The following is a 26,631-nucleotide window of genomic DNA, read 5'->3' as shown; positions in this document are numbered from 1 at the left end:
GTCTTATTTATGAAGAACAAAAAAATTTGGGCAGTAGGCTTGTGCGGAGCAATCTGTTTAAGTGTTGCAGGATTTACTTATGTAAGTGCATTGGCTTCGGACACGCCAAAGGTTTCGACATCCGAAACCGAAAATACATCCGGTGTAGATATTCTCTATCAGGATACCGATGGTGGTCAAATCAGCACTGACGGTAAAAGCTGGATTGCCGAGGTAGATTACGAAAAGAACAATGCAGCACCGGATGTGCAGTGGTGGACAGCCGACGAGTACGAGGCTTGGATGAACGAACAGAAAAAAGAAATGGAATCGTTGATTGGAACCGGAGATGGTTGGTATGATGGGCAAGGCGTATTCCATGAATTTACGAAGGAAAGTGTGGATGCTATGATGACCAGCTATAAAGAAACTCTGGAAAGTATTAAAAATGGAGTATTGTATTCCAAAGATAGCGGTGATGGTGATACCTATTCAATGATTCCACCTACCGATGATGTGGTTTCCGATTATAGCGTTGACATTACAACGGATAATGGTCAAAAGGTACACATTGGAAATTACTCAACAGTTGAAGAATTGAACAAAGCAATTTCTGACGCTGTTAAAACTGGACAGCTCACCCAAGAAGAAGCGGACGCAGCTTTCAAGTAAATATGCGAGGCTTGTCCTAAAGCAAGACAAGGAAGCTGTCACTCTCTGAGACACTGGGAGTGACAGCGTAATCATCATAGATAAAATGAATCTTCTGCATCCACCCACATCTGCATATTACCATCAAGATATAATCGTGCATATTCAAGCGGTTCATCAATAGCAAGAAAGGGAAATCTGGTTATGGACGATTGGTTTACAATAGATAGCATAGATAAAAAAACTTATGTTATTAGCGAATATCGACACTGGGAGGAAACTCATTGCTACTTGTTGAATGGAGATACCCAGAGTCTGTTGATTGATACAGAACTCGGTATTTTAAACATATACGATGAAGTGATTAAGTATACGGACAAGCCCATCACAGCGGTAGCGACACACATTTATTGGGACCACATTGGAGGTCATAAATATTTTCCTGATTTCTACGCTCACGCTGCTGAATTAGATTGGCTAAACGGTAAATTTCCCCTGTCGATGGAAACAATTCGGGAGATGGTAGTTGATCGCTGTGATTTACCAGACGGATTTGATGTCGGTTCTTATGAGTTTTTCCAGGGAACGCCGACAAGGATTGTAGCCGACCATGATATGATTGATCTTGGTGGACGGCAGATCGAGGTGCTACACACCCCTGGACACTCGCCAGGACACCTGTGTTTTTGGGAAAAAGAGACAGGATATCTTTTTACCGGCGATTTGGTATATAAAGATGTATTATTTGCCTACTATCCATCTACTGATCCGGAGGCATATCTCACCTCGTTGAAAAAGGTTGCGTCTTTGCCTGTTAAGAGAGTATTCCCCGCACATCATTCATTGGATATACAGCCGGAAATTTTAATCCGTATGCGAAAAGCATTTGAGGAACTTGAAGAAAATGGGAAACTTTGTCACGGCAGTGGCACATTTAATTATGGCGATTGGGGAGTTTGGTTATAAAAATCCCAGTTTTATAGAATTGAACAAATTGGAATTAAACTTCATAAATCGTATAGCTTGACATTTAAGTGTAATCGTAGTAAAATAATTACGGTATAATGCCAAATAATAAATGTGAGGTGAGAATATGGACAGTAGTAGTTGCAGTTGTAACAAGATGAATATGGTATTCCTATATTTTCAGAGATCGTATGTCAACTTGCTGTCTGTGTTCTAACTGCGTTTTTGAAAATATTTGAATGCCATTGTTTGCTTCAACACTACTCTACACAAACAGAAACAGGCTGTGTAGATGTTTTGTGACTAACAATGGTATTTTTATGCCCATTTTTAGCTATCAATGAATGTTTGCACGCCTGCCATTACGAATTCGTGTAAAGGAGGCACTAACAATGAACAAGAATATTTTCATTCCAGTAACCACAAATGCATCAATTTCTGAGTTTGCTTCTGAAATCATCAGCATTATCCGAAGCAATCTGACTCCTGGGAAATTGCGAGAGGCGATCGGCGAATATCACGAAAAAGACATTGCCGCTACGCTTACCTCGCTTACCAAAGAGGAGTGTCAGCGTTTATTCCGCATTATGCAGCCGGAGAATATTGCTAATGTTCTGGAATATGCGGAACACAATGATTCTTATTTTGAATTATTAGGAATCAATCAAAAAACAGAAGTTCTTTTCTTTATGGAAACATCTTCAGCAGTAGAATTGCTCCAAAACCTTTCCAAAGAAAATCGGACAACTTTACTGGATCTGATGCGACCGGATATTCGGGCTGAAATTAAGTTAATCAGTTCTTTTGATGAAGATGAAATCGGCAGCAAAATGTCAACGAACTTTATTGCTGTATCGAACAACTCTACCGTAAAGGTAGCTATGTCGGAATTGATTTGTCAAGCAGCGGAAAATGACAATATTTCCACTTTGTACGTGGTAGACGAAAACAAAACCTTTTGCGGTGCCATTGACTTAAAGGATTTAATCATTGCACGTGAAAACACACCGCTTTCTGACATTACGACACTGTCCTACCCTTATTTGTATGCAAAAATGGAAATACAAGATTGTATTCCTTTCCTGCGTGATTACTCTGAAAACTCAATCCCTGTGTTGGATGACGAAAACAAACTGCTCGGCATTGTGACTTCACACGATTTTATTGAAATCCTTGGAGAAGAACTCAATGAGGATTATGTAAAATTGGGTGGTCTGCCTTCAGAGGAAGATTTAGCGGAGCCGATTTTTTTGAGTATCAAAAAAAGAATTCCTTGGTTGAGTATTTTATTGGTATTAGGATTAGGCGTTTCAGCAACAGTAGGACTCTTTGAATCCATTGTTGCACAGATACCGATCATTATGTGTTTTCAATCTCTTATTTTGGGTATGGCAGGTAATGTAGGAACCCAGTCCTTAGCTGTTGCCATTCGTGTTTTGATGGATGTACAAATCGACCATAAACAGAAAGCTATGCTTGTATGGAAAGAAGTTCGTATCGGTTTTCTGAATGGCTTGATTTTGGGAGTATTATCCTTTGTTGCGATTGGTGGATACCTGTGTATAAAGGGAAATGCCCCATATTTCTCTTTTGCAGTTGCCGGTTGCCTTGGAATTGCAATGAACCTTGCAATGATGATATCCTCTTTATCGGGGACTGTTATTCCAATCTTCCTCAAAAAAATCGGTGTTGATCCTGCGGTTGCGTCTGGTCCGTTGATTACGACTATCAATGACCTTGTTGCAGTTGTATCATACTATGGTTTGTCTTGGCTTATTTTACTGAACATTATGCATATAGCCTAAGCAACATTGAATGGTGTTCCATAAGAAACTAAAAATATCAATAGCAAAACACGAAATACCGTCCATGGTCTTGATGAACAGTGCAAGCACTGCCATTGACGGTATTTCTTTATTTTGTTTTTAATCAATCAAGGGTGGTAAGCCCCAAATTGGCTTACCGGTTTACTTGTTCCAATGGGCGGAGATTTTGACTTTATGGATGAACATTCCCATCACGCTGCAAGCGGACTGACAGAGGAAGAATCAAGAAACCGGGATGTTCTAAGGCATATCATGGAAAGCAGCGGATTTGAAGCCTACTGTAACGAGTGGTGGCATTATGTTCTGGCAGATGAACCGTACCCAAATACATATATCAATTTTAGCATTTCATGACTAACTGAACTGGTATACTGATGATATTCGTCATTTCCAAACGAAAAGCGGAGAGTGATTTCCTCTCCGCTTTTCGTTTCAATTACTTTATTTTGTCACGAGGGGCTTTCCGTCTTTGTCAACTAATGGGCAAATGCCCCCGCCCGTTCCAAACTTTGCGACAAGGTAATTAACGCCGTTTCTCTATCTACTACCACATAAAAGCCCTTAACGCTTCCCTCGGTTTCTGTAATTTCAAATCTCTTGCCTTCCATAAAAGACACCTCCTCTATAGGTTAAAATCAAAATTCCTGTCTTGTAAAGATATGATAACTGATTTGGTACATTACATAGCACCACGCCAATGCAAGGAGCGGAGAACAGCACAGCAGGATAAAAACAAGCTGGTCTGTCAATTCAACGCCCAGTATGGCAAGAAGCTGGTATATCCCAAAACAAATCCCTGCCGGAATGAGAAATGATACTAATAGCAGCACACGGCCTTTTTCGGCCCCGAATTTGAACACAAGGGGGATTGACATACTTCCAAAGATCAGGGAGATCACCCATGCTGCCAAAGCCAAAAATAACAGCTCCCCAATTCCCGCCAAGTCAAAAGTGATTTTTCTCATAGCAAATCCACCGATGGAACCAATCACCAGACCAAACAGGCTGCCGACAGCACAAAAGATTGTTAATACAACAAATTTTCCGACCACTAACTCCTTCTTTGAAACGGGCATTATCATGGCATATCGTGTCCATTTGGAATTGTTATCAAAAGAAAAGGTTGTTACGATCATCATGCTGCATAAAATTGCACATACAAATATATATCCCTCTACGCCGGAAAATGGGATAAGCGCAATTGCAAAAACCACGAGAATGAACAGCATGGATTTCGCATTGTGGCCGATATTGAATAAATCTTTTAAAATAAGGCTTTTCATCTGGCTTGCTCTCCTTTCACATACAGCAGCAGAATATCGTCGATTGTTGCGTCGTCTACTACTGCATTTTTATATTTTCTTCTGACTTTTTCTTTATCCGCTACAAGCACATTCCATTGATAATCATCTTTTCGGTATGCCAAAATTTCTTCTTTATCGAGCTGATCGAACATTGCAGCTCCACAACGGAAAATACCATAGTGGTAACGAAGTTCATCTTTTGTTTTACAAAAAAGCACTTTACCCTGATGGATAAAAGTAATGTAATCCGCAACCTTCTCTAAATCGGTCGTGATATGGGACGACATCAAAATGGAGTGGTTTTCATCCTGCACAAAATCAAGAAATACGTCAAGAATATCATCCCGCATCACGGGGTCAAGACCGCTGGTAGCTTCATCTAAAATCAGCAGCTTTGGCTTATGGGAAAGCGCAACGGCTATACACAATTTCATTTTCATTCCTTTGGAGAGTGTTTTAATCTCTTTATCTGGTGGAAGCTGAAAGCGATTCAGAAAATCCTGATATAAATATTCGTCCCACTGTTTATAGGCGGCACTTGAGATTTTTCCGACTTTGGCAGGAGTCAAAGTATCATAAAAATTAATGCCGTCGAACACAACGCCTATATCCTCTTTAAGCTGCCTAGATGAGGATAATTCCTGTCCCCAAAAAGTAACTGTACCATCGTCTTTATGGATAAGGTCAAGAATTGCATTGATCGTTGTACTTTTTCCGGCTCCATTTTCGCCAATAAGCCCCATGATAGTTCCTTTGGGAACAGAGAACGAAACATGGTCTAACATAAAACCGGCGTACTGTTTTGTCAGATTTTCAACCTGTAAAATAGCGTCCATAGTCACTCCTCCTCTTGATAAAAAAGCGATAAAAGTTCAATTAATTTTTCCAACGATATTCCGCTTGTTCGTCCAATATCAGCAGCTTCCTGTAAATGTTCCTCTGCTAACCGCTGCTGTTCCTCTTGATAAAAGTCCTTATTCTGCGCTGATACAAAACTTCCTCTGCCGACAGTTGTTTCAATGAATCCGTCCCTTTGTAAATCCTCATACGCTTTTTGAACGGTAATCACGCTTACATGGATAGATTTTGCCAACGCCCGCATAGAGGGAATAGGGTCGCCTGTTTGTAATTCTCCGCTCATAATCAGGGCTTTTATCTGTGAAGTTATCTGCTCATATATCGGCTTGCTCGTATTGCTGCTTATGATAATTTCCACAATGTCCCTCCCCGTGTCCATTAATGTACTTATCGTACAAGTACATTATATTCATTTAAAACGGGTTTGTCAATAGGATGATGAAAAGATTTACCGTATCTATGGCCATCAGAGTGGGGTAACAATTTACTGTGACCGGGTAAAGGGAGACCAAGCGGCAGAGGTAAATATCCTCATAGTTGTAGAGATACTGCATTTATATAAAAATTCACAAAAAATAGGATGATAGCAGGACAAATCAGGAAAGAAAACAGAATCCTCCCTGGTACAATTTACTCAGCAAAAGCGGATGAGATCTGCCGCATAGTCAGGTAAATTGTAAGGGAGGAGGGGCTGTGTATATATAGAAGATAGTAAATCTCCTTACATCGTTATCCGTGGATCGGCGAGGCTCACAAAATGCCATGAGTGGGTATTTTGCTGCGGATATGGATCGCACAGTGAGTACACAGTCCCACCGTGAGGATTCGATATTCTCACAGCAATAGGATATGTATTTATAGCTATTGACTTTCTGTTTGCAATAAGCTATAATATGACCATAAAATTAAAACGGTCATATTGGAGATATATGGTATGTATAAAGAAGTTGATATTTCTTCAAATAATGTTCCGATAACACTTTCTATCTGGTATACAGAAAGAAGCTGTCCTACCATTGTTTTTTTGCCGGGTACTATGTCACACCCTCTCATGTATGAGAATTTTCTATGTGGATTGAGCGAAAGAGGGTTTATTATAATAGGTGTTCACTATCTTTCACACGGAAAAAGCCCAAAAATCAAAAAAAATTATATAATGGAAGATATGTTGCATAATGTATATGACGCAACAACTTACGGAATAGAAAATTTCGGCGAAAACATAGCTGTCATGGGTTCCAGTCAAGGCGGGATTTTAGCTGCAATGGCGGCAGGTAGGGACACAAGGTTAAAAGCCATTTTTCCACATAATATCATGCTGACTACATTAAAAGAAACTATGAGCTTAACAAAATATCCCGCATGGTCGTACCGTTTTATGGGGCTGATACAGTGGGGCTTTCGTGTAGGTGGAAAATTGCTGCCTAACTACAAGGTTCCAGGAGACGCTTATTTAGACTATGACAGAGTATTTTATAGTGAACAGGCAAAACAAGATTGCTTAAATGACCCTATGCTTTTACCCTATTATCCTTTAAGATTTGTCGCCAGCTTATTTAATGCTGACTTATCGTGCTTGGAGAATGGAGCTATACAATGTCCTGTTATTTTAATTACTGCCAAAGGCGACCCGCTTTTTAGCTTTGATTATACCAACAAAGTATTTGATTTAATTCATGTACCGCAAAAGGAATTACTTGCTTTAGAGCTTAATCGTCACATGATTTTTAATGAGGACACGGACACTACAATAAACGCATTGGAAGCTACCTTGCATAAATATCTTGGATAGCATATTGATTATATAATTAATAAATGTTATACTTTTCATGACGATATAAATATTTTAGTCATAAGGAGGTTATGAGTTTGCCACGATTTACGGAACAAGAAAAAGAAATCATAAACAGTAAACTTTTGATAGAGGGAGAAAAGCTGTTTGCATTACACGGCTTAAAAAAAGTAACAGTTGATGATTTAGTAGCTGCTGTAAACATATCAAAAGGTTCTTTCTATGCTTTTTATCCCAGTAAAGAACATCTATATGTTGAAATCAATTTTCGCTTACAAAAAGAGTTATTTACAAGTATAGAAACAACCGTTAAAAAGAAAAAGTATAAGAACCATAGAGATTTAGCAAAGGACGTTATCATGCTAAGTTTAACGGGGGTGATTACTTCGCCTATTCTTTCACAGATTGATTTATCTTTAATGGACTATCTGCAAAGAAAAATATCGTCAGATATTTTTGAAAATCATATGTACAGTGATATTCGTATATTGGAGATATTGGAGGATTTAGGGGTTGTATTTTTGGTTCCGCATACGGTTATTATAAAATCCCTGTATTCTGTTTTATCCTGTTTGGAACAATTCAAAGAGGACGAAGAACTGAATATGATACAAAATCTTTTAGTGAATGGTATTATTCAGCAAGTAGTAGCAGAGTAACAATCTTGTTTGGTTATTTGACAGGCAGATAGCCAAACATATTTTTTATAATTTATATGACTATATATTCATATAGGTCATAAAGTCTAAGGAGGACAAAATAATGATTGATGTGAAAAAACTGTATTTTAGCTATACCGACAAACCGTTTGTCGAGAATGTGAGTTTCCATGTTGGGAAAGGAGAAATTTTTGGATTTTTGGGCCCCTCTGGTGCCGGAAAATCAACCATTCAAAAAGTTTTGACCGGACTTAATACAAGATATAAAGGCAGCGTAAAAGTTGCAGGTACAGAAATTCGGGAGCGTACAAATCGGTTTTATGAAAATATTGGAGTAGACTTTGAATTTTCAACCTGCTACGAGAAATTCACAGCACGGCAAAATCTCGCCTATTTTGCTTCGTTGTATGAAAAGCAGCCTCGGTCTATTGATGAACTATTGCATATGGTTGGATTGGAAAATGACGGAGATAAAAAGGTTGGCGACTTTTCCAAAGGTATGCGTTCCCGCTTGAATTTTATCAAAGCGTTGATACATGACCCAGACATATTATTCCTTGATGAACCGACAAGCGGTCTTGACCCTACGAATAATCGTTTGATGAAAGATATTATCCTTGCAGAAAAGAAACGTGGGAAAACGGTTATCATCACTACTCACAACATGTTTGACGCAACAGAGCTATGTGACCAGGTAGCCTTTATCGTTGCCGGAAAAGTAAGCGCATTGGATAGTCCGCATAATTTGATTATGTCAAGGGGAGCTGCAAAAATACAATATACCTACTATGACAAAGGTGAGAAAACGGGAGAATGTCTGCTTGATAGAACCACAGAAGATAAGTTATTGAAAAACTTAATTTCCGAAAACCGTCTGCTTTCCATTCATAGTAGTGAGCCTACATTAAATGATATTTTTGTAGATATTACAGGGAGGACACTTCAATGAGATTGGGACGTTTAGTTTGTGGTGATATACATTTCCAATGGAAATATGGTTTCTATTTTATCTACTTTATTTTAACAGTTTTATATGTGTGCGGGATTGGCGCTTTGCCGGAACATTGGAAAACGGATATTGCTTCTATTATGATCTACTCTGACCCGGCAGCAATGGGATTGTTTTTCATGGGAGCGATTGTTCTTTTGGAAAAAAGTCAAAAGGTATTAAATGCTATGGTGGTATCCCCTGTAAAAATATCGGAATATATACTTTCAAAAACAGTTGCGTTGATTGCTATTTCTACGGTAATCGCATTGATATTAGGGGTAGTTTCCGGCAGCAATCATTTACTGGGTATCGCAGTTGGTACTGCTTTAACATCAGCAATCTTTACTATGCTTGGAATTATTGCAGCTACAAAAATTTCAAACTTGAACCAATTTCTCATTGTGATTATGCCAATAGAGATTATTTGCTTTGTACCGCCTATTGTTGGGTTGTTTGTAAAATTGCCAGATATATTTTCCTTTTTCCCCTTTATCGCCTGTATGAAACTTATAACCGGGAAAAGTTCTTTACTATCGTTTGATATGATACTTGTATTTGTTACATTGATTATCCTATACATGGTTGCGCGGCATACAGTTCAGCATATGTGGAGGACGTTAGGAGGTGTAAAGCTATGAAAAAGATATTATCCAGTACCATACAGGTATTTAGGCAAATCAAGAGCGACCCTATGATGTTCGCAGCCTGTTTTACGCCTTTTGTCATGGGAGCTTTGATTAAATTCGGTATTCCATTTATTGAAAGGATAACAGCTTTTTCTTTGCAAGAATACTATCCGATTTTTGATTTATTACTTTCTATCATGGCTCCTGTATTGCTTTGTTTTGCATTTGCCATGATTACGTTAGAGGAAATTGATGATAAAGTATCGCGGTACTTTTCAATTACCCCTCTTGGTAAGGCGGGGTATCTCTTTACAAGGTTGGTAGTACCCGCAATTATTTCAGCGGTCATCGCTTTTATTGTACTGTTGCTTTTTTCATTAGAAAAGTTGTCCATTGGAATGACAATATGTTTGGCGCTTCTCGGCTCAGTACAGGCAATTATTGTTTCACTTATGATTATCACATTATCAAGCAATAAATTAGAGGGTATGGCAGTTACAAAACTAGCTGCACTTACATTACTCGGAATACCAGCCCCCTTTTTTATTGATAGTTACTACCAGTTCGCGGTTGGCTTCCTTCCATCATTTTGGGTAGCGAAAGCCATGCAGAATGAAGCGGTTCTTTATTTCTCCATAGGATTGGTGGTAGCTTTAGTCTGGTACTACTTCCTTGCAAAACGTCTGTTTCGGAAGCTGGCAGGATAAGGAGGCATATTATGGAAAAGGGTAGACTGATTAATTCTTTATGACGCTCACTGAATTGCCGAAGAAGTCCATCAGGCGATTGAACACAGCTTTCCACAATGTAAACATTGTATGGTACATGTTAATACGAATGAACTTTCCCATTCTGCATAGGACGGGGAAGATGATTTAAGGTCACTGAAAGGAGGTGAAGTAGGTTATGGAACGATACTGGCGGATTGTCATTGTTGCGGTTTTGATTGTCGTTGGCTTACTTAAAATTGTAATTATGAAGAAGTTTAACCAAAGGAGAAATTCTAACAATTGTTCAAAAGATAGCGAGGACGACAAGATGTATTAAGGTTTATTGAAATCTGTAAAAATTCACAAAAAATAGGATGATAGCAGGACAAATCAGGAAAGAAAACAGAATCCTCCCTGGTACAATTTACACAGCAAAAGCGGATGAGATCTGCCGCATAGTCAGGTAAATTGTAAGGGAGGAGGGGCTGTGTATATTATAGAAGATAGTAAATCTCCTTACATCGTTGTCCGTGGTTCTGCATAAGTCGTACAATTGAATATTGTTTGGCGGCCTGTTCAAAAGCGTAAACAACAAAAGCACGATGCCTGGTTTTATATTGGGTATCGGTGCTTTTACTTTATTGCTGTTCAGGATGAAAGGCGAGCCATTTAGCTTCATAAGTATCTAAATAAAACCGGTTTCCATACTCATTTTGAACGTAATGTTTTTTTACCTGATACCAACCGCGTAATTCAGTCCGCAAATCTGAGTCTGGGGAAATGGGTTCCAGCCATATCTGAGTAAATTGCCGGATCTCAGATAAGACAAGAGGCTTTCCGGATGGCAGACTCGGCTCGGAAAACAGCTGCGGCAGCGTAAACAGCTTTTGGGCATCAGAGAACGGAATGGTTTGCCCGTTTGAGAGCATCAGAGTATGATTGATGGTGTTGACCAGCATCCAACCATGCTTCGCGGACCAAACCGGTTTTCCGTGAAAAATTGGAAGCGACTCTGAAGGAACTGGTACAGATTGAACTGAGATTCCCTGCTCCGACCGTCCAAGAAGAAAATCGGTTGTTACGCCGTAGAGATCGGACATTTTCTCAAGTCCTTCAACAGAGGGGGATTTGCGTTCTCCCTCCCATGCACTTAGAGTTGGTTGGGAGATGCCGAGTTTTTCGGCAGCCTCAATTACTTTCAAATTATTAATTTGCCTTGCTTTCTTAAAATATCTCGGCATTTGCCCACCACCTTTATCTTAACAATCATCTGTTATTCAAGAGTCCAGAATCTTCTTGCTGCGAACGTTTTCTCCTCCAGCTTTTTGATTCGTGAAAATACTGTTGAATGTCAGTCTACTATGTACATATTATTGTAGATATCGAGAATCGAATCTTTGGAACGGGAAATACCGATATCTGTTAGCCTAATATCAGTTTCACGTATCTGGGCAATAAAGTTTTGGATGTCCTCCCCAACGGAGGATGGTACTGAAATCCTCAGGTCTTCCCGAATTAACGGAAAAAGGCGAAATACATCCAGACGATGTTTCCGAATGTCACGGGGACTCACATAGAATCCCTGCGCCTTTTTGTCCTTGAGATCGAGCCAAGCTTTCATTTTCAAGGGAATGATGTGCTCGGCATCTAAGATGGATATCCCATCCGTGACGGTTCGGCCATCTAAAAGAAAATGATAGTAGTCGTCATTAAGAAGAATTGCGGACAGACTGGATACCTCATCATCAATATGCAGGGGCATGAGATGGGTATCAGCCTGAAGCTCCACATGATTCTGCGGTCTGGAGAAAAGCTCTATCATCTTAGGGTAAGAGGGATTGGCCGGGTCAATGAAGCGATAGAATTCAGGCTGTCCTGTGCTTCTCTGTCTGGCATGATAGCCGCCGGCTTCTATGAAATCCCAAAATGCTTTTGCAAATTCTGTTGTCAGTGCCTCCACGATAATTACCATGTCGATATCAGCGGTCTGGCGGAAGTCAAGTCCGGCATCTGACATAAGCAGATCGCAGGCAAATCCCCCAATAACCGTATACTGGTCTTTATAATTGTCGAAATGTTCTCTGAAAATATCTATTCCGTTTACCATGTGTGTTTCTCCTTATTATTCCTCATGCTTGATTGGAAGTACGTGTTTTTCTCTTATATCGTCCAGACCCATTTGAATCCGTTCATTTGGATTATCTTCCAAACTTAACAGCAATGAGATATCATCAACCCGCCCGTTATTTGCCAACAAAATCGGATCATAGCGCCATACTTCAAGAATGTGCCCTCCAAAATCCCGGAAATCCTGCTCAGAGATAATTTCTGCAGATGGGATTTGTGTGCCGGCTTTTTTTGAGATGGCAGTTGCACCATCCTGTTCGTTTGCCCCAACCATTGAAATATCCGCCAAAGCAAGGACACCGCTTTTGGGCAATGCTGAATCATGGAAGGGGGTTCTGACGTATATAAGTCGTTCTACAGGTGATTTTAAGCGGGGATAACCTTTCTTTAAAAATTCAGGCTTATTAAAGGATGGAGAAATCCATTTGTTTGTTCCCTCGGTCTTGTAAGTAATTAGGCCGGATACGGTAAGATCATCAATTGCTCTGGTGCAGGTGGCTTTGGAGAGCAGAAGATCTCTGGATATTTGCGTCAAATTGACGGTATCAGTAGTCTGCAAATAATACAGATACAGGAACACGAGTTGGGTTCCGGGCGCCATTTTGTCAGGAACAGTTGTTTCCGTTTTGAATTTTTCCAAAAAGGAACAGCCCCAGAATGGGAGATAAACCTGTTGGGATGGTGAAATAAATGGTATATTGCTTTCAATCAGATTACGCCGCTGTTTGGATGTTATGTTTTCAAGACACAGCGCGCAGGGGAATTCGCATATCTCCTGAAATTTAATTAACTGCTTTTTTAATGTTGGAAGTCTCCATGAAGAATCAATAGGAGACAGTAGTACACACTGGCTTTTATTCCAGGACAGGCTTTGAATCTTATATCCGTCACGAATATAAAAAGGTGTTTTGGCCGGACAATCAAATTCTGAAACTTTTATATTGTCCCCAAATATCGTTTCCAAAAAATCAAACATATTTTTCCCCCTTTCAAGACTCTGCAAAAATGTTTCATTAAAAATGACATTATACCATATATAATGAAACTTGTCAAATGCGAATGAAACAATATGGAGCTTTTAAGAGTCTTTTATTATAAATTTTATATCTATTTTTTGATAATCCGCATAAACACTATACTTTCAAGCACTTTGAAATATAGGAAAATACTCATTTTACCACGATTGAATGAGCCTTGATATGACACTGAAATCAATATGGGAGATAGCACAAACATCTGTGTATCTCCCGTTTTTTATTCGTGTAATATGATTACTTTACTCTGATTTCAAATTTCAAGATTGCTTTCATCATTTCTGTATAAATTTGACCTTTTAGATTTTACCACTTTCAGAGTGGTAAAAAGTACGCAAGCATAATTTACAGATATAAGCGTCATAGAATTTCAAAATTTCCTTTATTGCGGTTTCACTTTCAATTTCAAGAGCAAACTTTGACAGATTAAAGTCTTTTCCAAAACAAAATGGCATTAAAACATATTATTTACAGCAAGAAGCATAAATAAGAAGGCAACTACTAATACAGTACATACCATTGCTATTCGATTTAATATCTTATGTGTTTTATCCTTTAAAACAATAGATAATACATATACTAATGCAATTCCAATTATACCCCCTAATGTGTTGCTAATTAAGTCTGTAATATCACTTGCTCCGATAGCAAATATAAATTGAATTATCTCATATACAAAGCTAATTCCTAAAACAGAACCTATTGCTTTTAAAACAGATTTATTTTTAAAAAGCAAACTGAAATATGCACCTACAGGGATAAAAACAATGACATTGTTTATAATTTCATCGAAGTCAATTTTTCCATTTGCAATAACTGAACCACCAAAAGGAAGTAAGTTTATTTGTCTTATGTGGTCTAACGCAGAAAATGAAAATTGTAGCTTAAATAAAATAATCCATGATAAAATCAATAAATAAACAATGAGCAATGCGACTGTAATTTTTTTCTCATTCTTCATAATACACACCTACTTTCAAAAAAGATACTATCATATATTCTTACTTAACTAATACTGAAAATAAAGGGCAACATTCAAGCATACAAGTTCTTTATGACCTTGTATGCTTGGATGTTGATGAATTTTTCTGCCAATGATCTGGCAAAAAGCACCAGACGATTACAGGTAGAAAAACTTATGGATAACTTCACTGATAAAGAATTAGCACTTCATTGATAATTTTCCATAGTATTGTTACCTCCTTATGTATCAAAACTGTTGAATTGGAATTTGTCATAATGAATTAAGGATATTATAGGTTTAAGTAGTAGCAAGACTTTAATAAAGCAGAAAAGCCTCAATTGAATTTCTATACCAGATTAGTTACTGTGTATAACCTCCATATAAACGTCCTCTTCCATCATTTGTTCTTTTGATTTTTTATCCAGATATAGCAGATAACCACTCCGATTAAGGCTATCCCTCCCGTGGTTATATATGGTAATTCAATATTGCTTTCATACAGATACCCAGTTAATAAAGGAGCAATAACTTTGCTAAGATTTCCGGCGGTACTGGCAAATCCCATCAGTGTTCCTTTATGCTGATTGTCAGTTTTTGAAAGGGTTGCGTTTAATGTGGGTACTGTAATAGCAGAAGATACCGCAAATAAGCCAAAAACCACCAACACACTAACAAACCCAGTTGTCAATACCATGGCAAACGCTACTAAGGCTTTGCAAAACACACCTATCAGTATTAGTGGCTTCTCACCAATTTTTTTTGCTAAAGGACCAGTCAAAAAGCCTTGTACTACAATCAAAATACCTGCTAGAGCCATCCAAATAACACCAACTTGCTTAGTGGAAAATCCAAACTTATCTACGACATACAGCCCCGTAATTCCTTGCAAGCCTGTTTGACAGAAATGCACGACGAAAATAAGTATCAAAACCATTCCTGCTGAGCCAAAAATTATGTTTTTCAGGTCTGAAAAATCAAAGGGTTTTCTTTTTTCCGTCTGTCCTGAACGCTCAATTGACTCTGGCAAAAGTGTTAGAATTAGCAGAAAGGCAATAAATGAAATGCCAGCTCCGGTAAAGAATGGGAGCGCAAGCGAATAGCCTGCAAGAATGCCTCCCAATAATGGTCCCATCATTACGCCAACGCTCATTGAAGCTCCAAGTTGACTCATATTCTTGCTTCTTTCTTCCTCCGAACTGGAATCTCCAACATATGCCAAAGATGCAACGGACGTAGCAGATGACAAAATACCCGATAAACTGCGAGCTATAAATAGTGTCCAGAAGGATGAAGCCAAACCGAACAGGAACAAACTGATGGAATATCCTATAATACCAATGCTGATAATCGGCTTTCTACCAATTCGGTCGGACAGTGCACCCCAAAAAGGTGCGCATACTGTTTGTGCCAGAGCATATACGGCAGTGAGCCATCCAAGCTCACGACCGCCAGCACCTAGATTTTCCATGTAAAATGGCATGACAGGAAGAATTAAGCTATATCCTAACGCAATCACCAAAGTAGCAAGATTTAAAGCGAAAATCGGCTTTTTATTCATCAATCGTCACCGTCCCCTCCGAGCCGTCCACCGTTATCATTTGTCCATTTTTAATACTTCTCGTGGCTGTGTGTGTCGCCATAACGGCAGGGATACCACATTCCCGTGCAACAATACTTGAATGACTGAGAGGACCTCCAATATCCGTTACAATTCCACTTGCAGAGGCAAATAGGGGTGTCCAAGCCGGAGTTGTAGTAACGGCAACCAAAACACTTCCTGGCTGGAAATTTTTAAAATCTGCCGGACTATTTAGTACGCAGGCACGAGCTGTCACGACACCAGAACTGGTTCCTATACCCCTCAACACGGTTTTTCCATCTTTTTGTTTCTGTGGTGCATGTGATATGCTTTTTACTTTCTTCTCAGGTAACTGAGCTGGTGGCATATAGCCCTGATACTTTTTGAGTTCCGCTTTTCGCTCAAGTATCGAATTTCTTCTATCGGATAAAGGTATATTTTTGTCTAACTGTACTATGAGTTTTTCCAATTCCAATTTTGTGAGCCAATAAATATCATCTATATGCGAAGTAGCTCCGCCACGTATAAGGCGTGCTGAAATTTCATGAAACATCTGGCGAATCAGAGGATGCCCCATTCCCATGCAATAAATAGCATTTTCACGCATAGGAGCAGTTTCCTGCGCCCAATGGAGCAACTTCAAAAACAGTTTTTTGCGTGAGCTATCTATATGTTGTAAAATTTCTTCTTCTGCCTGTTTCCTATGCTTTTCAAATTTGGATTGACGTAAAAAAGGACTTTCACCTTTGCCTTCTACAAAGGTTTTTATGGATTCAAAGGTTGGTGTAAGTGTTTCCTGCGGTGTGGAATATGCAAAATCAAATTCATAAGCGGTACGACCAAACTCTTTAAAATATTGATTGATCCGATTTTTCCATTCTATCCATACTTCCAGCGAAACTTCGTCAGGCGGAACTGAGGACATAAAATTTTCCGCTATCTTTGCTGTTGGATTACTTTGCAGATAAAGGTTGAGAGTTTTATTTTGCTTTACCCATTCCGAGAGACTCCACAGGTTCTTTTCGGCTTGCAGAGCAATCGTATCAAATCCAAGCAGGAAAACAGAAGTATCTGTCATACCAGCGCGACGAGCCGCTCCCTGAAAAAATTTTGTAAATATTGTTTCGCTGATAGAGGCGGCTGGCAATGTAAGCTGAATCCTCGTGAAATAAATACAAGCGGCATAAAATACAGTCTGAATCCCCTTCATTATTTGATGGGCATTCAGCGTATGCAGAGGCTTTTCTTCCCATTGTTTAATCACATCCTCAAATTCCTTTCGTGCTGTTTCCCAGCGTGCAACACTGTTCGTGAGCGCACGGCGTAAAGATCGGGGTGAAAGGGATTTGACAGCAATCAAAAGAGGCTTTGAATTGTGGGAAAGATAAACATATCCGTTAATAATCGTATATGCTCCGTTTTCTGGCAGTAGCTTTTTCGCACTTTTACCAAACATATCTATCCATAAAAGCGCCGACGCACGGTTGACTATTTCAAGCCCAAGTGTGGCAAATAAGGGCGTAACAGGATTTGGCAAGTGTTCCGCTAGAGACTGCCTTTTGTATAAAACATCCTTTTCCGGTAACGTCCATTCCGGCGGTAGGACAGTAATGGGGCGAGCCTGAACAATATACAACTTATCTTTTTCCAGTGCCCACTCTACATCCATAGGCATTTCATAATACTTCTCAATTTTTTTCCAAGCTGTGTCAATCGCATAACTTGATTGTGAGTAAGAGTATGTTTTTTCCTAAACTGTTCAGGAGTTGGGATTTCTTCTGTTCCATCTGAGTTGCGGACTGTCATAATCTCTTTGTTTGCTACTTCATACGATACAATTCGTTCAGCATTTTTATCTACAACGATTGTATCAGGGGTGACTAAGCTAGAAACCACCGATTCGCCAAGTCCCCACGCGGCGTTAACAATCATTTCGCTACGTCTGCCATTGATAGGGTTTAGCGTAAACATAACGCCGGACGCATCGGAAAACGCAAGCTTTTGTACTACAACAGCAAGTGCGACGATTTCCTGCTTTATATCATTCTTCACGCGGTAAGCAATAGCGCGAGCTGTCCATAGGGAAGCCCAGCACCTCTTTACAGCGTCAAGAACTTCATTCTCACCTTGTATGTTAAGATAGGTTTCCTGCTGGCCTGCAAAAGAAGCGTCGGGCAAATCCTCGGCGGTTGCGGAGGAACGGACAGCCACCGCTATATTTCCCAATCCGGCATATGCGGTTTTAATTGCATCTGATACTTCCTGCGGCATTTCTCCATTATGGAAAAGCATCCCTATCTGCGTAGATGCATTTTCAAGCTGGCTGGTATTGTTAGAGTCAATACCGTCCAGCAACTTATTAATGTGAGGCTGAATATGGTTCTTTTCAACAAAAATCTTGTATGAAGTAGTCGTAACATGAAAGCCCTCCGGCACAGGGATGCCCGCTGTCAATAGTTTTGATAAAGACATACCTTTTCCGCCAACCATTTCAAGGGTTGCCTGTTTATGCAACAAGGGTAGAGTATAATAAATCATAATAATTCACCTCCATCATTCATAATTCCGTGTAGAAATATATCCATTGTTTCATCAAGCATTTTCTCCGGACTGGCTGATGGTCGGGATGTGTAAATGATTGATATAATGGAGTTAATTAACAAACGCGTCATAAGATCGGCATTCGTCTTACGGAAGACGCCTGATTCCACTCCATTTTCAATTACAGATTTTATAATATCCTGATATGCGTAACGCGCAGTTTTCAGCCGCTTTCGATAATCTTCTTCTAAATAGTCAGATTCTGTATTTAACCACATCAGCACCGTTCGCTGCTGCTTTGGTACTCCAAGATGATTCAGCATGATTTTTCTAAGACACTGTTCCGGCGAGGATTCATCGGCAATAATCCTATGAACCTTTTTAATTGTTTCTTCTATTTCTTTCTCAACTGCATATACAAAAATCTCGTCTTTCGTTTTGAAAAAATCATACAGACTGGACTTTCCCATGTTTGCTAAATTCGCAATTTCCCTCATAGATGTTTTTTGGAATCCATTTTTCTCTATGAGCTGCAAAGCAACACTGATTATTTCTTCTCGGCGCTCTTCTTGTTGTTCTGGTGTAAGAATAATTCCTTTTGGCATATTATGATCCCTCCTTATAACGACCATCGGTCGTTTCTTGTTTCGGTTTCATTATATAGCGACCGATGGTCGCTTGTCAAGCTAATTTTTTCAACACCAAAAAACGCGACTTATATATTATGTGTAAGGCGAGCAGAGACTATCAGCCAAACAGTTTTTGTTTTTAAATACAGAACGACCTCGATATAATGCTAATTATATTGAACTCGCAGAACGAATGAGTGGCAAAGTCTGCTCTCAGTTAAACACAATCATAAAGATATCCTGCCTAAATGAGTTAAATATAATCAAATCGGTTGTAGATTGCCTTGATGGATCGTGTAATAACAATGAGGAGGCGAATCAAATGATCGAAGAATTTACTGCTCATCTGCAAAGCTTGGGAAAGTCTGAAAACACAATCCGGACGTACAGTCATGATGTAACGATGTATCTGCATTGGTGCCAGGACAGTTTTGGAGAGGAGCCACAGCTTTTATACCGTGCCAATATTTTGGATTACATTTCCTATATGCGAAATATTCGGGGTTATCATCCGCGTACCGTAAATAACCACCTTTCTTCCTTGAAGAGCCTAAATGAGTATCTGATTATGAGTGGGCGGCAGACGGAAGCTGCTGTGCTGGACAGCGATTTTATGAAAATCCAGATACAGTATGCCAGTCCCTGCACTGTGGAGAAAAAAGATGTAGAGGCATTCCGCCAACGCCTTCTGGAGAGTGGAAGTAAACGGGACTTTTGCCTGGTCACACTTTATGCCTATTCCGGTATGCGGCGGAGTGAATGCGTCAATCTCAAGCTGGATCAGGTTGATCTGACAGCAAAGGAAATCCGGATTGTCGGCAAGGGAGACAAGCACCGCCTGGTCTATATCAATGACAAAATTGTTTACGCGATTCGGGAGTACCTAAAGGTGCGTAATTCGGACAGCCCATATCTGTTCGTCAGCCGCCAGAGTGAGAAGCTGAATCCTTCCCGTATCAACCAGATATTTAACCGATACTCGGATGTCATTACACCGAAGACGCTGCGGCATTATTTCTGCTCCAATGCCCTGGAGAACGGATATTCCATTCACGAAGTCGCCAATCAGGCAGGGCACAGCAATGTGCAAACCACACTCATTTATAGTAACCCGACGGCAAAAGAAATGAAAGACAAAGCCAATCGACTGTGAGGTAAGAACATGAAGATAAAAAGGATTATTTGTACTATACTGATTTTGATATTTGCAAGCGGTATTGTGATAGGTGCCATCCAATTATATAAGCAGCACCGTGAGTATTCGGAAGGCGAGGACTCCTATACTGATTTGGACCATTATGTGAAGCTGCCTGAAGAGCCTAAAGAACCTTCCCCATCTCCCACAGATGAAACTGAGTCTGGAGGACGGGAATGGCCGGTTGTAGATTTTGCTTCCCTGCAGGAAATCAATCCGGATATCGTAGGGTGGATTTATATTGAAGGAACAGGAATCAATTACCCGGTTGTGCAGGGCAGGGATAACCAGTATTATCTAAAGCATTTATTCAGCGGAGAGTGGAACGGATCCGGCTGCATATTTCTGGACAGCAGAAACAGATTGGATTTCTCAGATCGACACAGCATCATCTATGGGCATCATATGAAAAATGGCGCCATGTTTTCCGGGCTGACGGAGTATAAGAAGCAGGAGTATTATAACGAGCATCCTATTGCCCTGTTATTGACGCCGGATAAAAACTATGAGATAGAGATTTTCGGCGGGTATGTGGCCAGCGTTCAGGATAAGGCGTGGGAAGTGGCATTTCCCTCAGACTCAGATTTTACAGAGTGGCTGGATAAAGCCAGAGAGCGTTCATGCTTTACCAGTGAAATTACCCCGGCAGTCACAGACCAGATTCTGACGTTCTCTACCTGCAGCTACGAATTTAACAATGCCAGGTTTGTATTGCTGGGCGTATTAAGGCCGGAAGAGTAACTGATTCAGAGGAAAACAGAGTAATTGATTGAATCAGGAGAATGCTATTACGAAAAATGGTGCATTTCCCTGTTTATTCGTAATGGAGATGATCCGCTCCTAAGGTAGATGTTGGCCTTGTGGAGCATTATAGCACCGGCAAGGATGGTAAAAGACAAAAAAGCAGTTGGAAGTTGATTTTGTAGCAACCAAGGGCAGAGAAAAGTATTACATCGAGTCTACTTTTGCTATGAATAATGAGGATAAAGTCAGAAGAAATGAAAGGGTATTACTACTATGGGTCTTCGCAAAAATGTTCTCTGAAAGTATTCTTCGTCCCACACCTGTTCATGGAGCTGTTCATAGGTAAATACATGATCTGGATTGAACACCAGTAGGGAAAGCAATTCATATTCCCGGTAGGTCAACCGTAGGGGCCGACCACTTAAAAGTCCTACCGGTTCTCACGCTGTATCACAAGATCACTCTGGGCAGCTATTGTGTATGCCCGCGATTTGAGAGGGTTCAACTGGTGAAACGTTGTAAAAGCGCATAGATATGGGCAAGACATTCCTCGGTTTTAAAAGGCTTTGTCAGGAAGTCGTCAGCCCCTGTTTCCAACGCCTGTACTTTGTCTGCTAACACCGACGACGTAGAAAGCAACAGGATTGGCATAGGTTTCATACACCGCAGTGTCCTTAATAGCTCCATGCCATCTATTTCAGGAAAGCATACGTTAAGAATTACGACTTCGTAGTCTCGCGTTGCCAGAGCTGTTAACCCTTCCTGGACGGTTAGAGTGTAGTAGGCTTCTGTTGTTTCACTTTTCAGATTGTATTTAATGGCTTTGCAAGTTTGTAAATCGTGGTCGATTATCAAAACACAGTTTTTTCGCATACTTTCCTCCTTCCCAAGTTAGGTACAGCGGGGATATTGTGTTAGGGATCGCCTTGAACTATTGTATTCGCATATATTCTCACATCATCTAATTACTGTATTGGTAAAAAACAAGTCAGCAGGAAAGAAAACCTTACCCACTGACTTTGAAAATCAAGATTACGATTAACAGTCTGCACATACTTTCTGATTTGTAGTTTACTCGCCAACATTCTGTTTGCGGTATTCAGCCGGTGCAATTTTTATCACATCTCGAAAGGCTGTTGCAAATTTACTTTGGTTTTCATATCCAACCTGATTTGCGATTTCCGCTATGGTAGCTTGGGTTTGGCGTAGTAGTACAGCAGCCTGCTTTATTCGGTACTCTTTCATATAAGTTCCAATAGGTTGACCATAGATACCCTTAAATGTGTTCTTTAAGGTTGTCGTATTGATTAGGAACTCTTTGGAAAGCTCTTCAATCGTTGGTCTAATCTGCAAGTCTGAAACTAGCTTTCGATGTATCTCTTTTACAATCTCAACCTGTGGAGATGTGTATAATTCTCGCTGCTTTTCCTGTGACACGTCCACCATACATAAAAACAAAAGCAGCTCCTGAACTTTCAGCTTAAAATAGGGCTTTTGCAGGCAATCCGGTATGGAATAAAGTTCTGAAAAAACATGGTCAATTTCGTTTTTTGCGCGCATAATAAAGCATTTTCCGTCAGCACAAAATTTTTCTTTAAATCCCATCAAGTCAATTTCACTTTCGGAAAGTATTTCCGGCATATTCTTCGATAAAATTTTCAGGTTGATGACAACGGATATTCCCCGATAATGTTTTAATGGAAAAGTCATCTCTGGCGCACAGTTATCCATTGTGTGGATTGAGAGGTCGCCTTCTCCAAGATAGAGGCATGAGCCGCTTAATAAACGGCTGCCTTCCCGCCCTTCTCGGCAGTGGTTTATTTCTAAAATATTTTTATCCAGACCTTCATTCCATTCACAGCTCGCCGCTTCAAAGTCATTGTAAATTAGCTGAATGCCAGGAAATACTTGATAAACAGTCATAAGACCAAGACCATCTGCACAATCCATTTTGTAAACTGTACAGTATCCATCATTATCTTTCGGAATAACCGCAGACAGGTTCTTCGTATTCGTAATCATATTTTCATTCATACTGGGCCTTTCTGCTACTTCGTTTTCTATTTGTTTTCTCAATAGAGTTTGAGTTTCTTTCATTATAATTCTTTCTTTCATTTTGCTCCGCTCCATTTAGTAGATTTTACACTCCAATTAGAATTATAATATGTTTAATGAAGCAGAGCAAACAGATAAAACGAAAGACTAAGTAAATCAGAATCGGCCCTCTGATGGAATATCACAGATGGGGAAGATTGGTTCTATACTGCCGAAGTACAGCCTCATTGTCTGGATGACAAATCTTTTCTAACTGGGCAATCATCGTTTCCTTATTTTTAGGAAGTGTTCCTTCTACCCAGACGGCATTAGAGGCTCCCAAGGTAGCAAAATACACAGGAATTTCCAGGTGTTCAATTAGTGTTTTCAGCTCATTTAATTTTTCTAATTCACTTTCTTCAGCCCAGTTTCCTTTTTGAATTTCCTCATACAATTCAGATTCTGGGTAAATGGTCAGCATGGAGGAACCAATGATTTTAGGGCGGGTCATATTGAAGATTTTTGCACTTTCTAGTGCGCCCTCAACTCCACGGCCAGAACCTGATACCCCGGTGAGATAAAAAAAGTTGTAGGTAATAGAAGCCTGATCCAGCCGTTTCGTCTGCTCCACTATTTCCTGGGCCAGATAACCCTTGTGCATAAACGTCAGTGCTTCATTATCACCAGTTTCTACTCCTATCGTAATTCCGTCATATCCAAGCCGGTGTAATTTCTTTAATTCCTCATCTGTTTTAAGGGTCACATCTGTTACGCGCGCAAAGCACCCGATTGTTTCACATTCCGGGAAGTATTGATGAATGAGCTTCGATATTTTTTCCAGCCGTTCAAATTGGAGGACAAACGGATTTGCGCCAACCAAGTAAATTCGCTTCACCTGTTTGCTTCTCCAAGAACGCATCTGAATCTGTGCTTCCAAAAGATCGGCTTCCACATCCTCCAAGGGGGACATACGGAACTTAAACGGAAGATCATCATACAACGTACAAAATTTACATTTGTGGTGAGTACATCCTGCCGTAACTTCAATTAGCAACGAACCAGCCTCATAAGGCGGACGCCAGATAGTTCCTGTATAGTGCATATAAATTACTCCTTTCTCATACCTGTCAGTTTTTTTCTTTGACTTGCCTTTATGATACAAGGTCGCACTGATTTATTCAACTACTGTCTTTTTTTAGTAGTAGTATTATTTTTAATACTATATTTTTATTTAGACAGTATATTGATTATTGCTCGCCTTTAAGGTATAATTTTATTAAGGAGGATTATGAAATGGCTGACAATAAATTTCAAGCGAAAGACATGATGGCTCGATGTGTTCCTATGAGTAGTCTACAAGCCGTTTTAAGCGGTAAGTGGAAAATTCTTATATTATGGTATGTTGCTTTTTATAAGGTTCAGAGGTTTGGAGAACTAATACGCCGTTTAGATGGCATTACACAATCAACACTCACGAAGCAGCTCCGTGAATTAGAAAATGATGGATTTCTTCATCGGGAGATTTACAAAGAGATACCGCCCAAAGTAGAGTATACTTTAACGGAGTTAGGAAAAAGTTTTATTCCAATTTTAAATGATATGATGGCATGGAGCGAAACGCATCTTTGCCCGGAGGAATATGTAAACCCATATACAATTTCTAAAAGCTATGACTAAAATATGCGATACTATAAAAATTCCCGCCACCCTATAAAACGGGGACGGAAATTTTTATTCATTGTGAACCTTCTCTTTGACTGGCTATCCTTTTAACTTTATAACAACATAACGTCACAACTAGATTCCTGATCCGTCAGTGTGTATCTCAAAGCAGAAAGTGAGCCATTGAATTGTGACTTGACAGATTGGTGTTATAAGAATTGGGTTGCAACAAGTCGAAAAACTGCAAGTGAAACACTAATAATGATGCATAGAAAATTTCGATTGGAGGTGACTAACATTTTAAATATTACCCGTTATGCAATTAAAAACGAATGTCTTATTCCGTGGGTTAAATTTTTTTGGCACATTGAAGCTGTAAATGCAGACATACACTATAAACTTCTTCCAACAGATTGTATTGATGTGATATTGAATTTGGCTGATGTTATAGTATATGAAACAGAATTTAATAGAATAATAGCACCCCCTTTTCATATCAATGGACTGCGCAGTAAGTGCAGTTTTATCCATCAAGAAAATAACATTCGTATTTTCGGTATTACATTTTATCCTCATGGGCTATATCCCTTTGTGCTTAAATCACTTAAGGAAGTCCAAAACAAAGTGGTCGATCTAAACGGGTTTTCGTACAGTTTGACTCAAAAATTGAAAAATGCAGTCAATAATGATACTGCCGAAAAAATAATAGCTGAAATAGAAAATACTTTGATTGATGAGTTATCTATAAAGCAAGATTTTGTAGACAAAGCACAGCTAATATCAGATTTTATAACAATTAACGATGATATATCTGTCAAATCCTTTTGTGATGAACGGTCAATAAACATAAAAACGTTTGAGAGATTGTTTTTATATTATACGGGCTATACTCCTAAAATTTTGCGCCGTATAAAACGTTTCCAGAATACATGTAATCAATTAGTACATCAACATATGGCGAGCTTAACCGATATTACATACGATAATAATTTTACAGACCAATCATATTTTATAAAAGAGTTTACACATTTTTCGGGAACAGCGCCACGCACCTTTCAAACAGAGAAAGCTACTGTAAAAGAGAATGTTAAATACAAATACCTATGACCAGTCGATTTTCTACAATACATCTTGTTTTATTCCATGTAGACTATGAAAAAAACAGGAGGTATTTTTTATGTCTATTGCAACGGAAATCGTAACAATGAAAACTTTACAGGAGGTAACAAAATACAGCTTTATCAGCATTGTGGACGCGCTTGAAAAGGACTATCATTCAAAGCAACAAGGTTTTATCGACACGGAACTTCTCTATAACGAAGAAAACAGAGAATGGACTATGATACAGCATTGGGCTTCAATGGAAGAACTCAAGGCTGCTTCCGATAAAATGTTTCAAGATGAGGGAGCAGCCCCTTTTGTAAAAGCACTTGACGCTGCAAGTGTCAAAATGAGGATCATACCACAAATAAAAATATGGAGATAAAAAGTGAAAAAATTTGAATATCAAATTGAAAAGGTAACAGGGCATTGTTCATGTGGATATAAGGTAGGGGACATATTTCAGTGTGAGGGTATGAATACTCCCTGTACTCCATTTTGCGGAGGTGCTTACATGGCTTTGTTTCCTATTCAAGTTGCCCTACATAATGGAGCTACCTTCAATTTTGAAGAAAACCCAAAGTCAAAAGGAAATTTAGCTTGTCCTGATAATGGGTATGTTGTTTTCAAAGTTACTCTGATTGAGGAGTAATTATTTA

At 39.4% G+C, this 26,631-nt stretch carries 30 protein-coding genes and 5 pseudogenes; 16 read left to right on the top strand and 19 right to left on the bottom strand.

Going from position 1 to position 26,631, the window contains the following annotated elements:
• Positions 1–9: 9 nt before the first annotated feature.
• On the top strand, positions 10–651 hold the full coding sequence (locus A4V09_RS18855; protein ID WP_065543693.1) for a hypothetical protein: 642 nt from the start codon (positions 10–12) through the stop codon (positions 649–651).
• 74 nt (positions 652–725) lie between these two features.
• Here A4V09_RS18855 and A4V09_RS25585 read toward each other — a convergent pair.
• A pseudogene (locus A4V09_RS25585) lies at positions 726–818 on the bottom strand (DUF6061 family protein); the annotation flags it as partial.
• 16 nt (positions 819–834) lie between these two features.
• Between A4V09_RS25585 and A4V09_RS18850 the strand changes: the two are divergent.
• The 3 genes and pseudogenes from A4V09_RS18850 to A4V09_RS18840 form a co-directional block, all read left to right on the top strand.
• Positions 835–1,596: an MBL fold metallo-hydrolase gene (locus A4V09_RS18850; protein WP_065543692.1), complete on the top strand. Its 762-nt coding sequence runs from the start codon at positions 835–837 to the stop codon at positions 1,594–1,596.
• Positions 1,597–1,988: 392 nt separating this feature from the next.
• A complete protein-coding gene (mgtE, locus tag A4V09_RS18845) occupies positions 1,989–3,401 on the top strand; it encodes a magnesium transporter (protein ID WP_065543691.1) in 1,413 nt (470 codons plus the stop codon).
• Between the two features lie 156 nt (positions 3,402–3,557).
• A pseudogene (locus tag A4V09_RS18840) lies at positions 3,558–3,776 on the top strand (M15 family metallopeptidase); the annotation flags it as partial.
• 87 nt (positions 3,777–3,863) lie between these two features.
• Here the strand turns inward: A4V09_RS18840 and A4V09_RS25580 are convergent.
• The 5 genes and pseudogenes from A4V09_RS25580 to A4V09_RS18825 all read right to left on the bottom strand — a co-directional run.
• A pseudogene (locus A4V09_RS25580) lies at positions 3,864–3,917 on the bottom strand (DUF6440 family protein); the annotation flags it as partial.
• Entirely contained in the window at positions 3,899–4,030 is a 132-nt protein-coding gene (locus A4V09_RS25790; RefSeq protein ID WP_268866304.1) for a hypothetical protein, read from the bottom strand. The pseudogene A4V09_RS25580 and the gene A4V09_RS25790, both read right to left, overlap by 19 nt.
• 27 nt (positions 4,031–4,057) lie before the next feature.
• The gene (locus A4V09_RS18835; protein WP_065543690.1) at positions 4,058–4,705 is read right to left on the bottom strand and encodes an ABC-2 transporter permease; all 648 of its coding nucleotides are present in this window, start codon (positions 4,703–4,705) and stop codon (positions 4,058–4,060) included.
• Positions 4,702–5,562: an ABC transporter ATP-binding protein gene (locus A4V09_RS18830; RefSeq protein ID WP_065543689.1), complete on the bottom strand. Its 861-nt coding sequence runs from the start codon at positions 5,560–5,562 to the stop codon at positions 4,702–4,704. Before A4V09_RS18830 ends, A4V09_RS18835 begins: the two co-directional genes overlap by 4 nt.
• A 2-nt stretch (positions 5,563–5,564) precedes the next feature.
• Complete coding sequence (locus tag A4V09_RS18825; protein ID WP_065543688.1) at positions 5,565–5,942, bottom strand: GntR family transcriptional regulator; 378 nt, start codon at positions 5,940–5,942, stop codon at positions 5,565–5,567.
• A 576-nt stretch (positions 5,943–6,518) separates the two neighbouring features.
• Between A4V09_RS18825 and A4V09_RS18820 the strand changes: the two genes are divergently transcribed.
• The 5 genes from A4V09_RS18820 to A4V09_RS18800 all read left to right on the top strand — a co-directional run bounded on the left by A4V09_RS18820 (position 6,519) and on the right by A4V09_RS18800 (position 10,359).
• On the top strand, positions 6,519–7,376 hold the full coding sequence (locus tag A4V09_RS18820) for an alpha/beta hydrolase (RefSeq protein ID WP_065543687.1): 858 nt from the start codon (positions 6,519–6,521) through the stop codon (positions 7,374–7,376).
• A 77-nt stretch (positions 7,377–7,453) separates the two neighbouring features.
• Positions 7,454–8,035, top strand: coding sequence for a TetR/AcrR family transcriptional regulator (locus tag A4V09_RS18815; protein WP_065543686.1), 582 nt, complete (start codon positions 7,454–7,456; stop codon positions 8,033–8,035).
• 103 nt (positions 8,036–8,138) lie between these two features.
• Positions 8,139–8,984 carry an ABC transporter ATP-binding protein gene (locus tag A4V09_RS18810; protein WP_065543685.1) on the top strand — a complete coding sequence of 282 codons (846 nt, stop codon included), beginning with the start codon at positions 8,139–8,141 and terminating at the stop codon, positions 8,982–8,984.
• Positions 8,981–9,664 carry a fluoroquinolone export ABC transporter permease subunit gene (locus A4V09_RS18805; RefSeq protein ID WP_065543684.1) on the top strand — a complete coding sequence of 228 codons (684 nt, stop codon included), beginning with the start codon at positions 8,981–8,983 and terminating at the stop codon, positions 9,662–9,664. The genes A4V09_RS18810 and A4V09_RS18805 overlap by 4 nt, the downstream gene beginning before the upstream one ends.
• Positions 9,661–10,359, top strand: coding sequence for an Rv2686c family ABC transporter permease subunit (locus A4V09_RS18800; RefSeq protein WP_065543683.1), 699 nt, complete (start codon positions 9,661–9,663; stop codon positions 10,357–10,359). Before A4V09_RS18805 ends, A4V09_RS18800 begins: the two co-directional genes overlap by 4 nt.
• 641 nt (positions 10,360–11,000) lie before the next feature.
• Here the strand turns inward: A4V09_RS18800 and A4V09_RS18795 are convergent.
• The 5 genes from A4V09_RS18795 to A4V09_RS18775 form a co-directional block, all read right to left on the bottom strand.
• On the bottom strand, positions 11,001–11,603 hold the full coding sequence (locus tag A4V09_RS18795; RefSeq protein ID WP_049947325.1) for a helix-turn-helix domain-containing protein: 603 nt from the start codon (positions 11,601–11,603) through the stop codon (positions 11,001–11,003).
• Positions 11,604–11,713: 110 nt separating this feature from the next.
• The gene (locus A4V09_RS18790) at positions 11,714–12,469 is read right to left on the bottom strand and encodes a hypothetical protein (protein WP_065543682.1); all 756 of its coding nucleotides are present in this window, start codon (positions 12,467–12,469) and stop codon (positions 11,714–11,716) included.
• Between the two features lie 15 nt (positions 12,470–12,484).
• Positions 12,485–13,465 carry a MarR family transcriptional regulator gene (locus A4V09_RS18785; RefSeq protein WP_065543681.1) on the bottom strand — a complete coding sequence of 327 codons (981 nt, stop codon included), beginning with the start codon at positions 13,463–13,465 and terminating at the stop codon, positions 12,485–12,487.
• Positions 13,466–13,822: 357 nt separating this feature from the next.
• Positions 13,823–13,978, bottom strand: coding sequence for a helix-turn-helix domain-containing protein (locus A4V09_RS18780; protein WP_435301261.1), 156 nt, complete (start codon positions 13,976–13,978; stop codon positions 13,823–13,825).
• Positions 13,978–14,484, bottom strand: coding sequence for a VanZ family protein (locus A4V09_RS18775; protein WP_065543680.1), 507 nt, complete (start codon positions 14,482–14,484; stop codon positions 13,978–13,980). Before A4V09_RS18775 ends, A4V09_RS18780 begins: the two co-directional genes overlap by 1 nt.
• Positions 14,485–14,577: 93 nt before the next feature.
• On the opposite strand from A4V09_RS18775, the gene A4V09_RS18770 reads away from it, so the two are divergent.
• Positions 14,578–14,700, top strand: a complete 123-nt coding sequence (locus tag A4V09_RS18770) for a hypothetical protein (RefSeq protein ID WP_456297840.1) — start codon at positions 14,578–14,580, stop codon at positions 14,698–14,700.
• Between the two features lie 184 nt (positions 14,701–14,884).
• On the opposite strand, the gene A4V09_RS18765 is transcribed toward A4V09_RS18770, so the two are convergent.
• From A4V09_RS18765 to A4V09_RS18755, 4 genes and pseudogenes are all read right to left on the bottom strand, one after another.
• Complete coding sequence (locus A4V09_RS18765; protein ID WP_171287338.1) at positions 14,885–16,045, bottom strand: MFS transporter; 1,161 nt, start codon at positions 16,043–16,045, stop codon at positions 14,885–14,887.
• Positions 16,038–16,433, bottom strand: a complete 396-nt coding sequence (locus A4V09_RS25570) for a PEP-utilizing enzyme (protein WP_242964153.1) — start codon at positions 16,431–16,433, stop codon at positions 16,038–16,040. Before A4V09_RS25570 ends, A4V09_RS18765 begins: the two co-directional genes overlap by 8 nt.
• 291 nt (positions 16,434–16,724) lie before the next feature.
• Positions 16,725–18,538, bottom strand: a pseudogene (locus A4V09_RS27055) (PEP/pyruvate-binding domain-containing protein); the annotation flags it as partial.
• A 62-nt stretch (positions 18,539–18,600) separates the two neighbouring features.
• Positions 18,601–19,212 carry a TetR/AcrR family transcriptional regulator gene (locus A4V09_RS18755; protein ID WP_065543678.1) on the bottom strand — a complete coding sequence of 204 codons (612 nt, stop codon included), beginning with the start codon at positions 19,210–19,212 and terminating at the stop codon, positions 18,601–18,603.
• 346 nt (positions 19,213–19,558) lie between these two features.
• Here A4V09_RS18755 and A4V09_RS18750 point away from each other — a divergent pair, with 346 nt between their 5' ends.
• Both A4V09_RS18750 and srtB read left to right on the top strand, forming a co-directional pair.
• Positions 19,559–20,389 carry a tyrosine-type recombinase/integrase gene (locus A4V09_RS18750; RefSeq protein WP_065543677.1) on the top strand — a complete coding sequence of 277 codons (831 nt, stop codon included), beginning with the start codon at positions 19,559–19,561 and terminating at the stop codon, positions 20,387–20,389.
• Positions 20,390–20,398: 9 nt separating this feature from the next.
• Positions 20,399–21,172, top strand: coding sequence for a class B sortase (gene srtB / locus A4V09_RS18745; protein ID WP_065543676.1), 774 nt, complete (start codon positions 20,399–20,401; stop codon positions 21,170–21,172).
• 248 nt (positions 21,173–21,420) lie between these two features.
• Here the strand turns inward: srtB and A4V09_RS26890 are convergent.
• The 4 genes and pseudogenes from A4V09_RS26890 to A4V09_RS18725 form a co-directional block, all read right to left on the bottom strand.
• Positions 21,421–21,582: pseudogene (locus A4V09_RS26890) on the bottom strand (winged helix-turn-helix domain-containing protein); the annotation flags it as partial.
• Positions 21,583–21,676: 94 nt separating this feature from the next.
• The gene (locus A4V09_RS18735) at positions 21,677–22,048 is read right to left on the bottom strand and encodes a response regulator transcription factor (RefSeq protein ID WP_065543675.1); all 372 of its coding nucleotides are present in this window, start codon (positions 22,046–22,048) and stop codon (positions 21,677–21,679) included.
• Between the two features lie 198 nt (positions 22,049–22,246).
• A complete protein-coding gene (locus tag A4V09_RS18730) occupies positions 22,247–23,290 on the bottom strand; it encodes a helix-turn-helix domain-containing protein (RefSeq protein ID WP_065543674.1) in 1,044 nt (347 codons plus the stop codon).
• 121 nt (positions 23,291–23,411) lie between these two features.
• Positions 23,412–24,311 (bottom strand): radical SAM protein, encoded by a 900-nt coding sequence (locus tag A4V09_RS18725; RefSeq protein WP_065543673.1) that lies wholly within the window; start codon positions 24,309–24,311, stop codon positions 23,412–23,414.
• A gap of 191 nt (positions 24,312–24,502) precedes the next feature.
• On the opposite strand from A4V09_RS18725, the gene A4V09_RS18720 reads away from it, so the two are divergent.
• The 4 genes from A4V09_RS18720 to A4V09_RS18705 all read left to right on the top strand — a co-directional run bounded on the left by A4V09_RS18720 (position 24,503) and on the right by A4V09_RS18705 (position 26,624).
• Positions 24,503–24,886 (top strand): winged helix-turn-helix transcriptional regulator, encoded by a 384-nt coding sequence (locus A4V09_RS18720; protein WP_065543672.1) that lies wholly within the window; start codon positions 24,503–24,505, stop codon positions 24,884–24,886.
• A gap of 168 nt (positions 24,887–25,054) precedes the next feature.
• A complete protein-coding gene (locus A4V09_RS18715) occupies positions 25,055–25,978 on the top strand; it encodes a helix-turn-helix domain-containing protein (protein WP_230322386.1) in 924 nt (307 codons plus the stop codon).
• Between the two features lie 70 nt (positions 25,979–26,048).
• The gene (locus tag A4V09_RS18710; RefSeq protein WP_065543671.1) at positions 26,049–26,357 is read left to right on the top strand and encodes an antibiotic biosynthesis monooxygenase; all 309 of its coding nucleotides are present in this window, start codon (positions 26,049–26,051) and stop codon (positions 26,355–26,357) included.
• 3 nt (positions 26,358–26,360) lie between these two features.
• Positions 26,361–26,624: a TIGR04076 family protein gene (locus A4V09_RS18705; protein WP_084043670.1), complete on the top strand. Its 264-nt coding sequence runs from the start codon at positions 26,361–26,363 to the stop codon at positions 26,622–26,624.
• Positions 26,625–26,631: the final 7 nt, after the last annotated feature.

This window comes from Blautia pseudococcoides (assembly GCF_001689125.2).
GTDB lineage: Bacteria > Bacillota > Clostridia > Lachnospirales > Lachnospiraceae > Blautia > Blautia pseudococcoides.
This window is presented reverse-complemented; position numbering and strand designations above follow the sequence as displayed.

Coding starts and splice junctions, on each gene's coding strand:
- A4V09_RS18855 (WP_065543693.1), top strand. CDS start 10: ATGAAGAACAAAAAAATTTGGGCAGTAGGCTTGTGCGGAGCAATCTGT.
- A4V09_RS18785 (WP_065543681.1), bottom strand. CDS start 13,465: ATGTTTGATTTTTTGGAAACGATATTTGGGGACAATATAAAAGTTTCA.
- srtB (WP_065543676.1), top strand. CDS start 20,399: ATGAAGATAAAAAGGATTATTTGTACTATACTGATTTTGATATTTGCA.
- A4V09_RS18735 (WP_065543675.1), bottom strand. CDS start 22,048: ATGCGAAAAAACTGTGTTTTGATAATCGACCACGATTTACAAACTTGC.
- A4V09_RS18810 (WP_065543685.1), top strand. CDS start 8,139: ATGATTGATGTGAAAAAACTGTATTTTAGCTATACCGACAAACCGTTT.
- A4V09_RS18780 (WP_435301261.1), bottom strand. CDS start 13,978: ATGCCATTTTGTTTTGGAAAAGACTTTAATCTGTCAAAGTTTGCTCTT.
- A4V09_RS18775 (WP_065543680.1), bottom strand. CDS start 14,484: ATGAAGAATGAGAAAAAAATTACAGTCGCATTGCTCATTGTTTATTTA.
- A4V09_RS18805 (WP_065543684.1), top strand. CDS start 8,981: ATGAGATTGGGACGTTTAGTTTGTGGTGATATACATTTCCAATGGAAA.
- A4V09_RS18770 (WP_456297840.1), top strand. CDS start 14,578: ATGACCTTGTATGCTTGGATGTTGATGAATTTTTCTGCCAATGATCTG.
- A4V09_RS25570 (WP_242964153.1), bottom strand. CDS start 16,433: ATGCCACCAGCTCAGTTACCTGAGAAGAAAGTAAAAAGCATATCACAT.
- A4V09_RS18725 (WP_065543673.1), bottom strand. CDS start 24,311: ATGCACTATACAGGAACTATCTGGCGTCCGCCTTATGAGGCTGGTTCG.
- A4V09_RS18795 (WP_049947325.1), bottom strand. CDS start 11,603: ATGCCGAGATATTTTAAGAAAGCAAGGCAAATTAATAATTTGAAAGTA.
- A4V09_RS18765 (WP_171287338.1), bottom strand. CDS start 16,045: ATGAATAAAAAGCCGATTTTCGCTTTAAATCTTGCTACTTTGGTGATT.
- A4V09_RS18830 (WP_065543689.1), bottom strand. CDS start 5,562: ATGGACGCTATTTTACAGGTTGAAAATCTGACAAAACAGTACGCCGGT.
- A4V09_RS18755 (WP_065543678.1), bottom strand. CDS start 19,212: ATGCCAAAAGGAATTATTCTTACACCAGAACAACAAGAAGAGCGCCGA.
- A4V09_RS18720 (WP_065543672.1), top strand. CDS start 24,503: ATGGCTGACAATAAATTTCAAGCGAAAGACATGATGGCTCGATGTGTT.
- A4V09_RS18835 (WP_065543690.1), bottom strand. CDS start 4,705: ATGAAAAGCCTTATTTTAAAAGATTTATTCAATATCGGCCACAATGCG.
- A4V09_RS18850 (WP_065543692.1), top strand. CDS start 835: ATGGACGATTGGTTTACAATAGATAGCATAGATAAAAAAACTTATGTT.
- A4V09_RS18730 (WP_065543674.1), bottom strand. CDS start 23,290: ATGAAAGAAAGAATTATAATGAAAGAAACTCAAACTCTATTGAGAAAA.
- A4V09_RS18820 (WP_065543687.1), top strand. CDS start 6,519: ATGTATAAAGAAGTTGATATTTCTTCAAATAATGTTCCGATAACACTT.
- mgtE (WP_065543691.1), top strand. CDS start 1,989: ATGAACAAGAATATTTTCATTCCAGTAACCACAAATGCATCAATTTCT.
- A4V09_RS18800 (WP_065543683.1), top strand. CDS start 9,661: ATGAAAAAGATATTATCCAGTACCATACAGGTATTTAGGCAAATCAAG.
- A4V09_RS18750 (WP_065543677.1), top strand. CDS start 19,559: ATGATCGAAGAATTTACTGCTCATCTGCAAAGCTTGGGAAAGTCTGAA.
- A4V09_RS25790 (WP_268866304.1), bottom strand. CDS start 4,030: ATGGAAGGCAAGAGATTTGAAATTACAGAAACCGAGGGAAGCGTTAAG.
- A4V09_RS18710 (WP_065543671.1), top strand. CDS start 26,049: ATGTCTATTGCAACGGAAATCGTAACAATGAAAACTTTACAGGAGGTA.
- A4V09_RS18790 (WP_065543682.1), bottom strand. CDS start 12,469: ATGGTAAACGGAATAGATATTTTCAGAGAACATTTCGACAATTATAAA.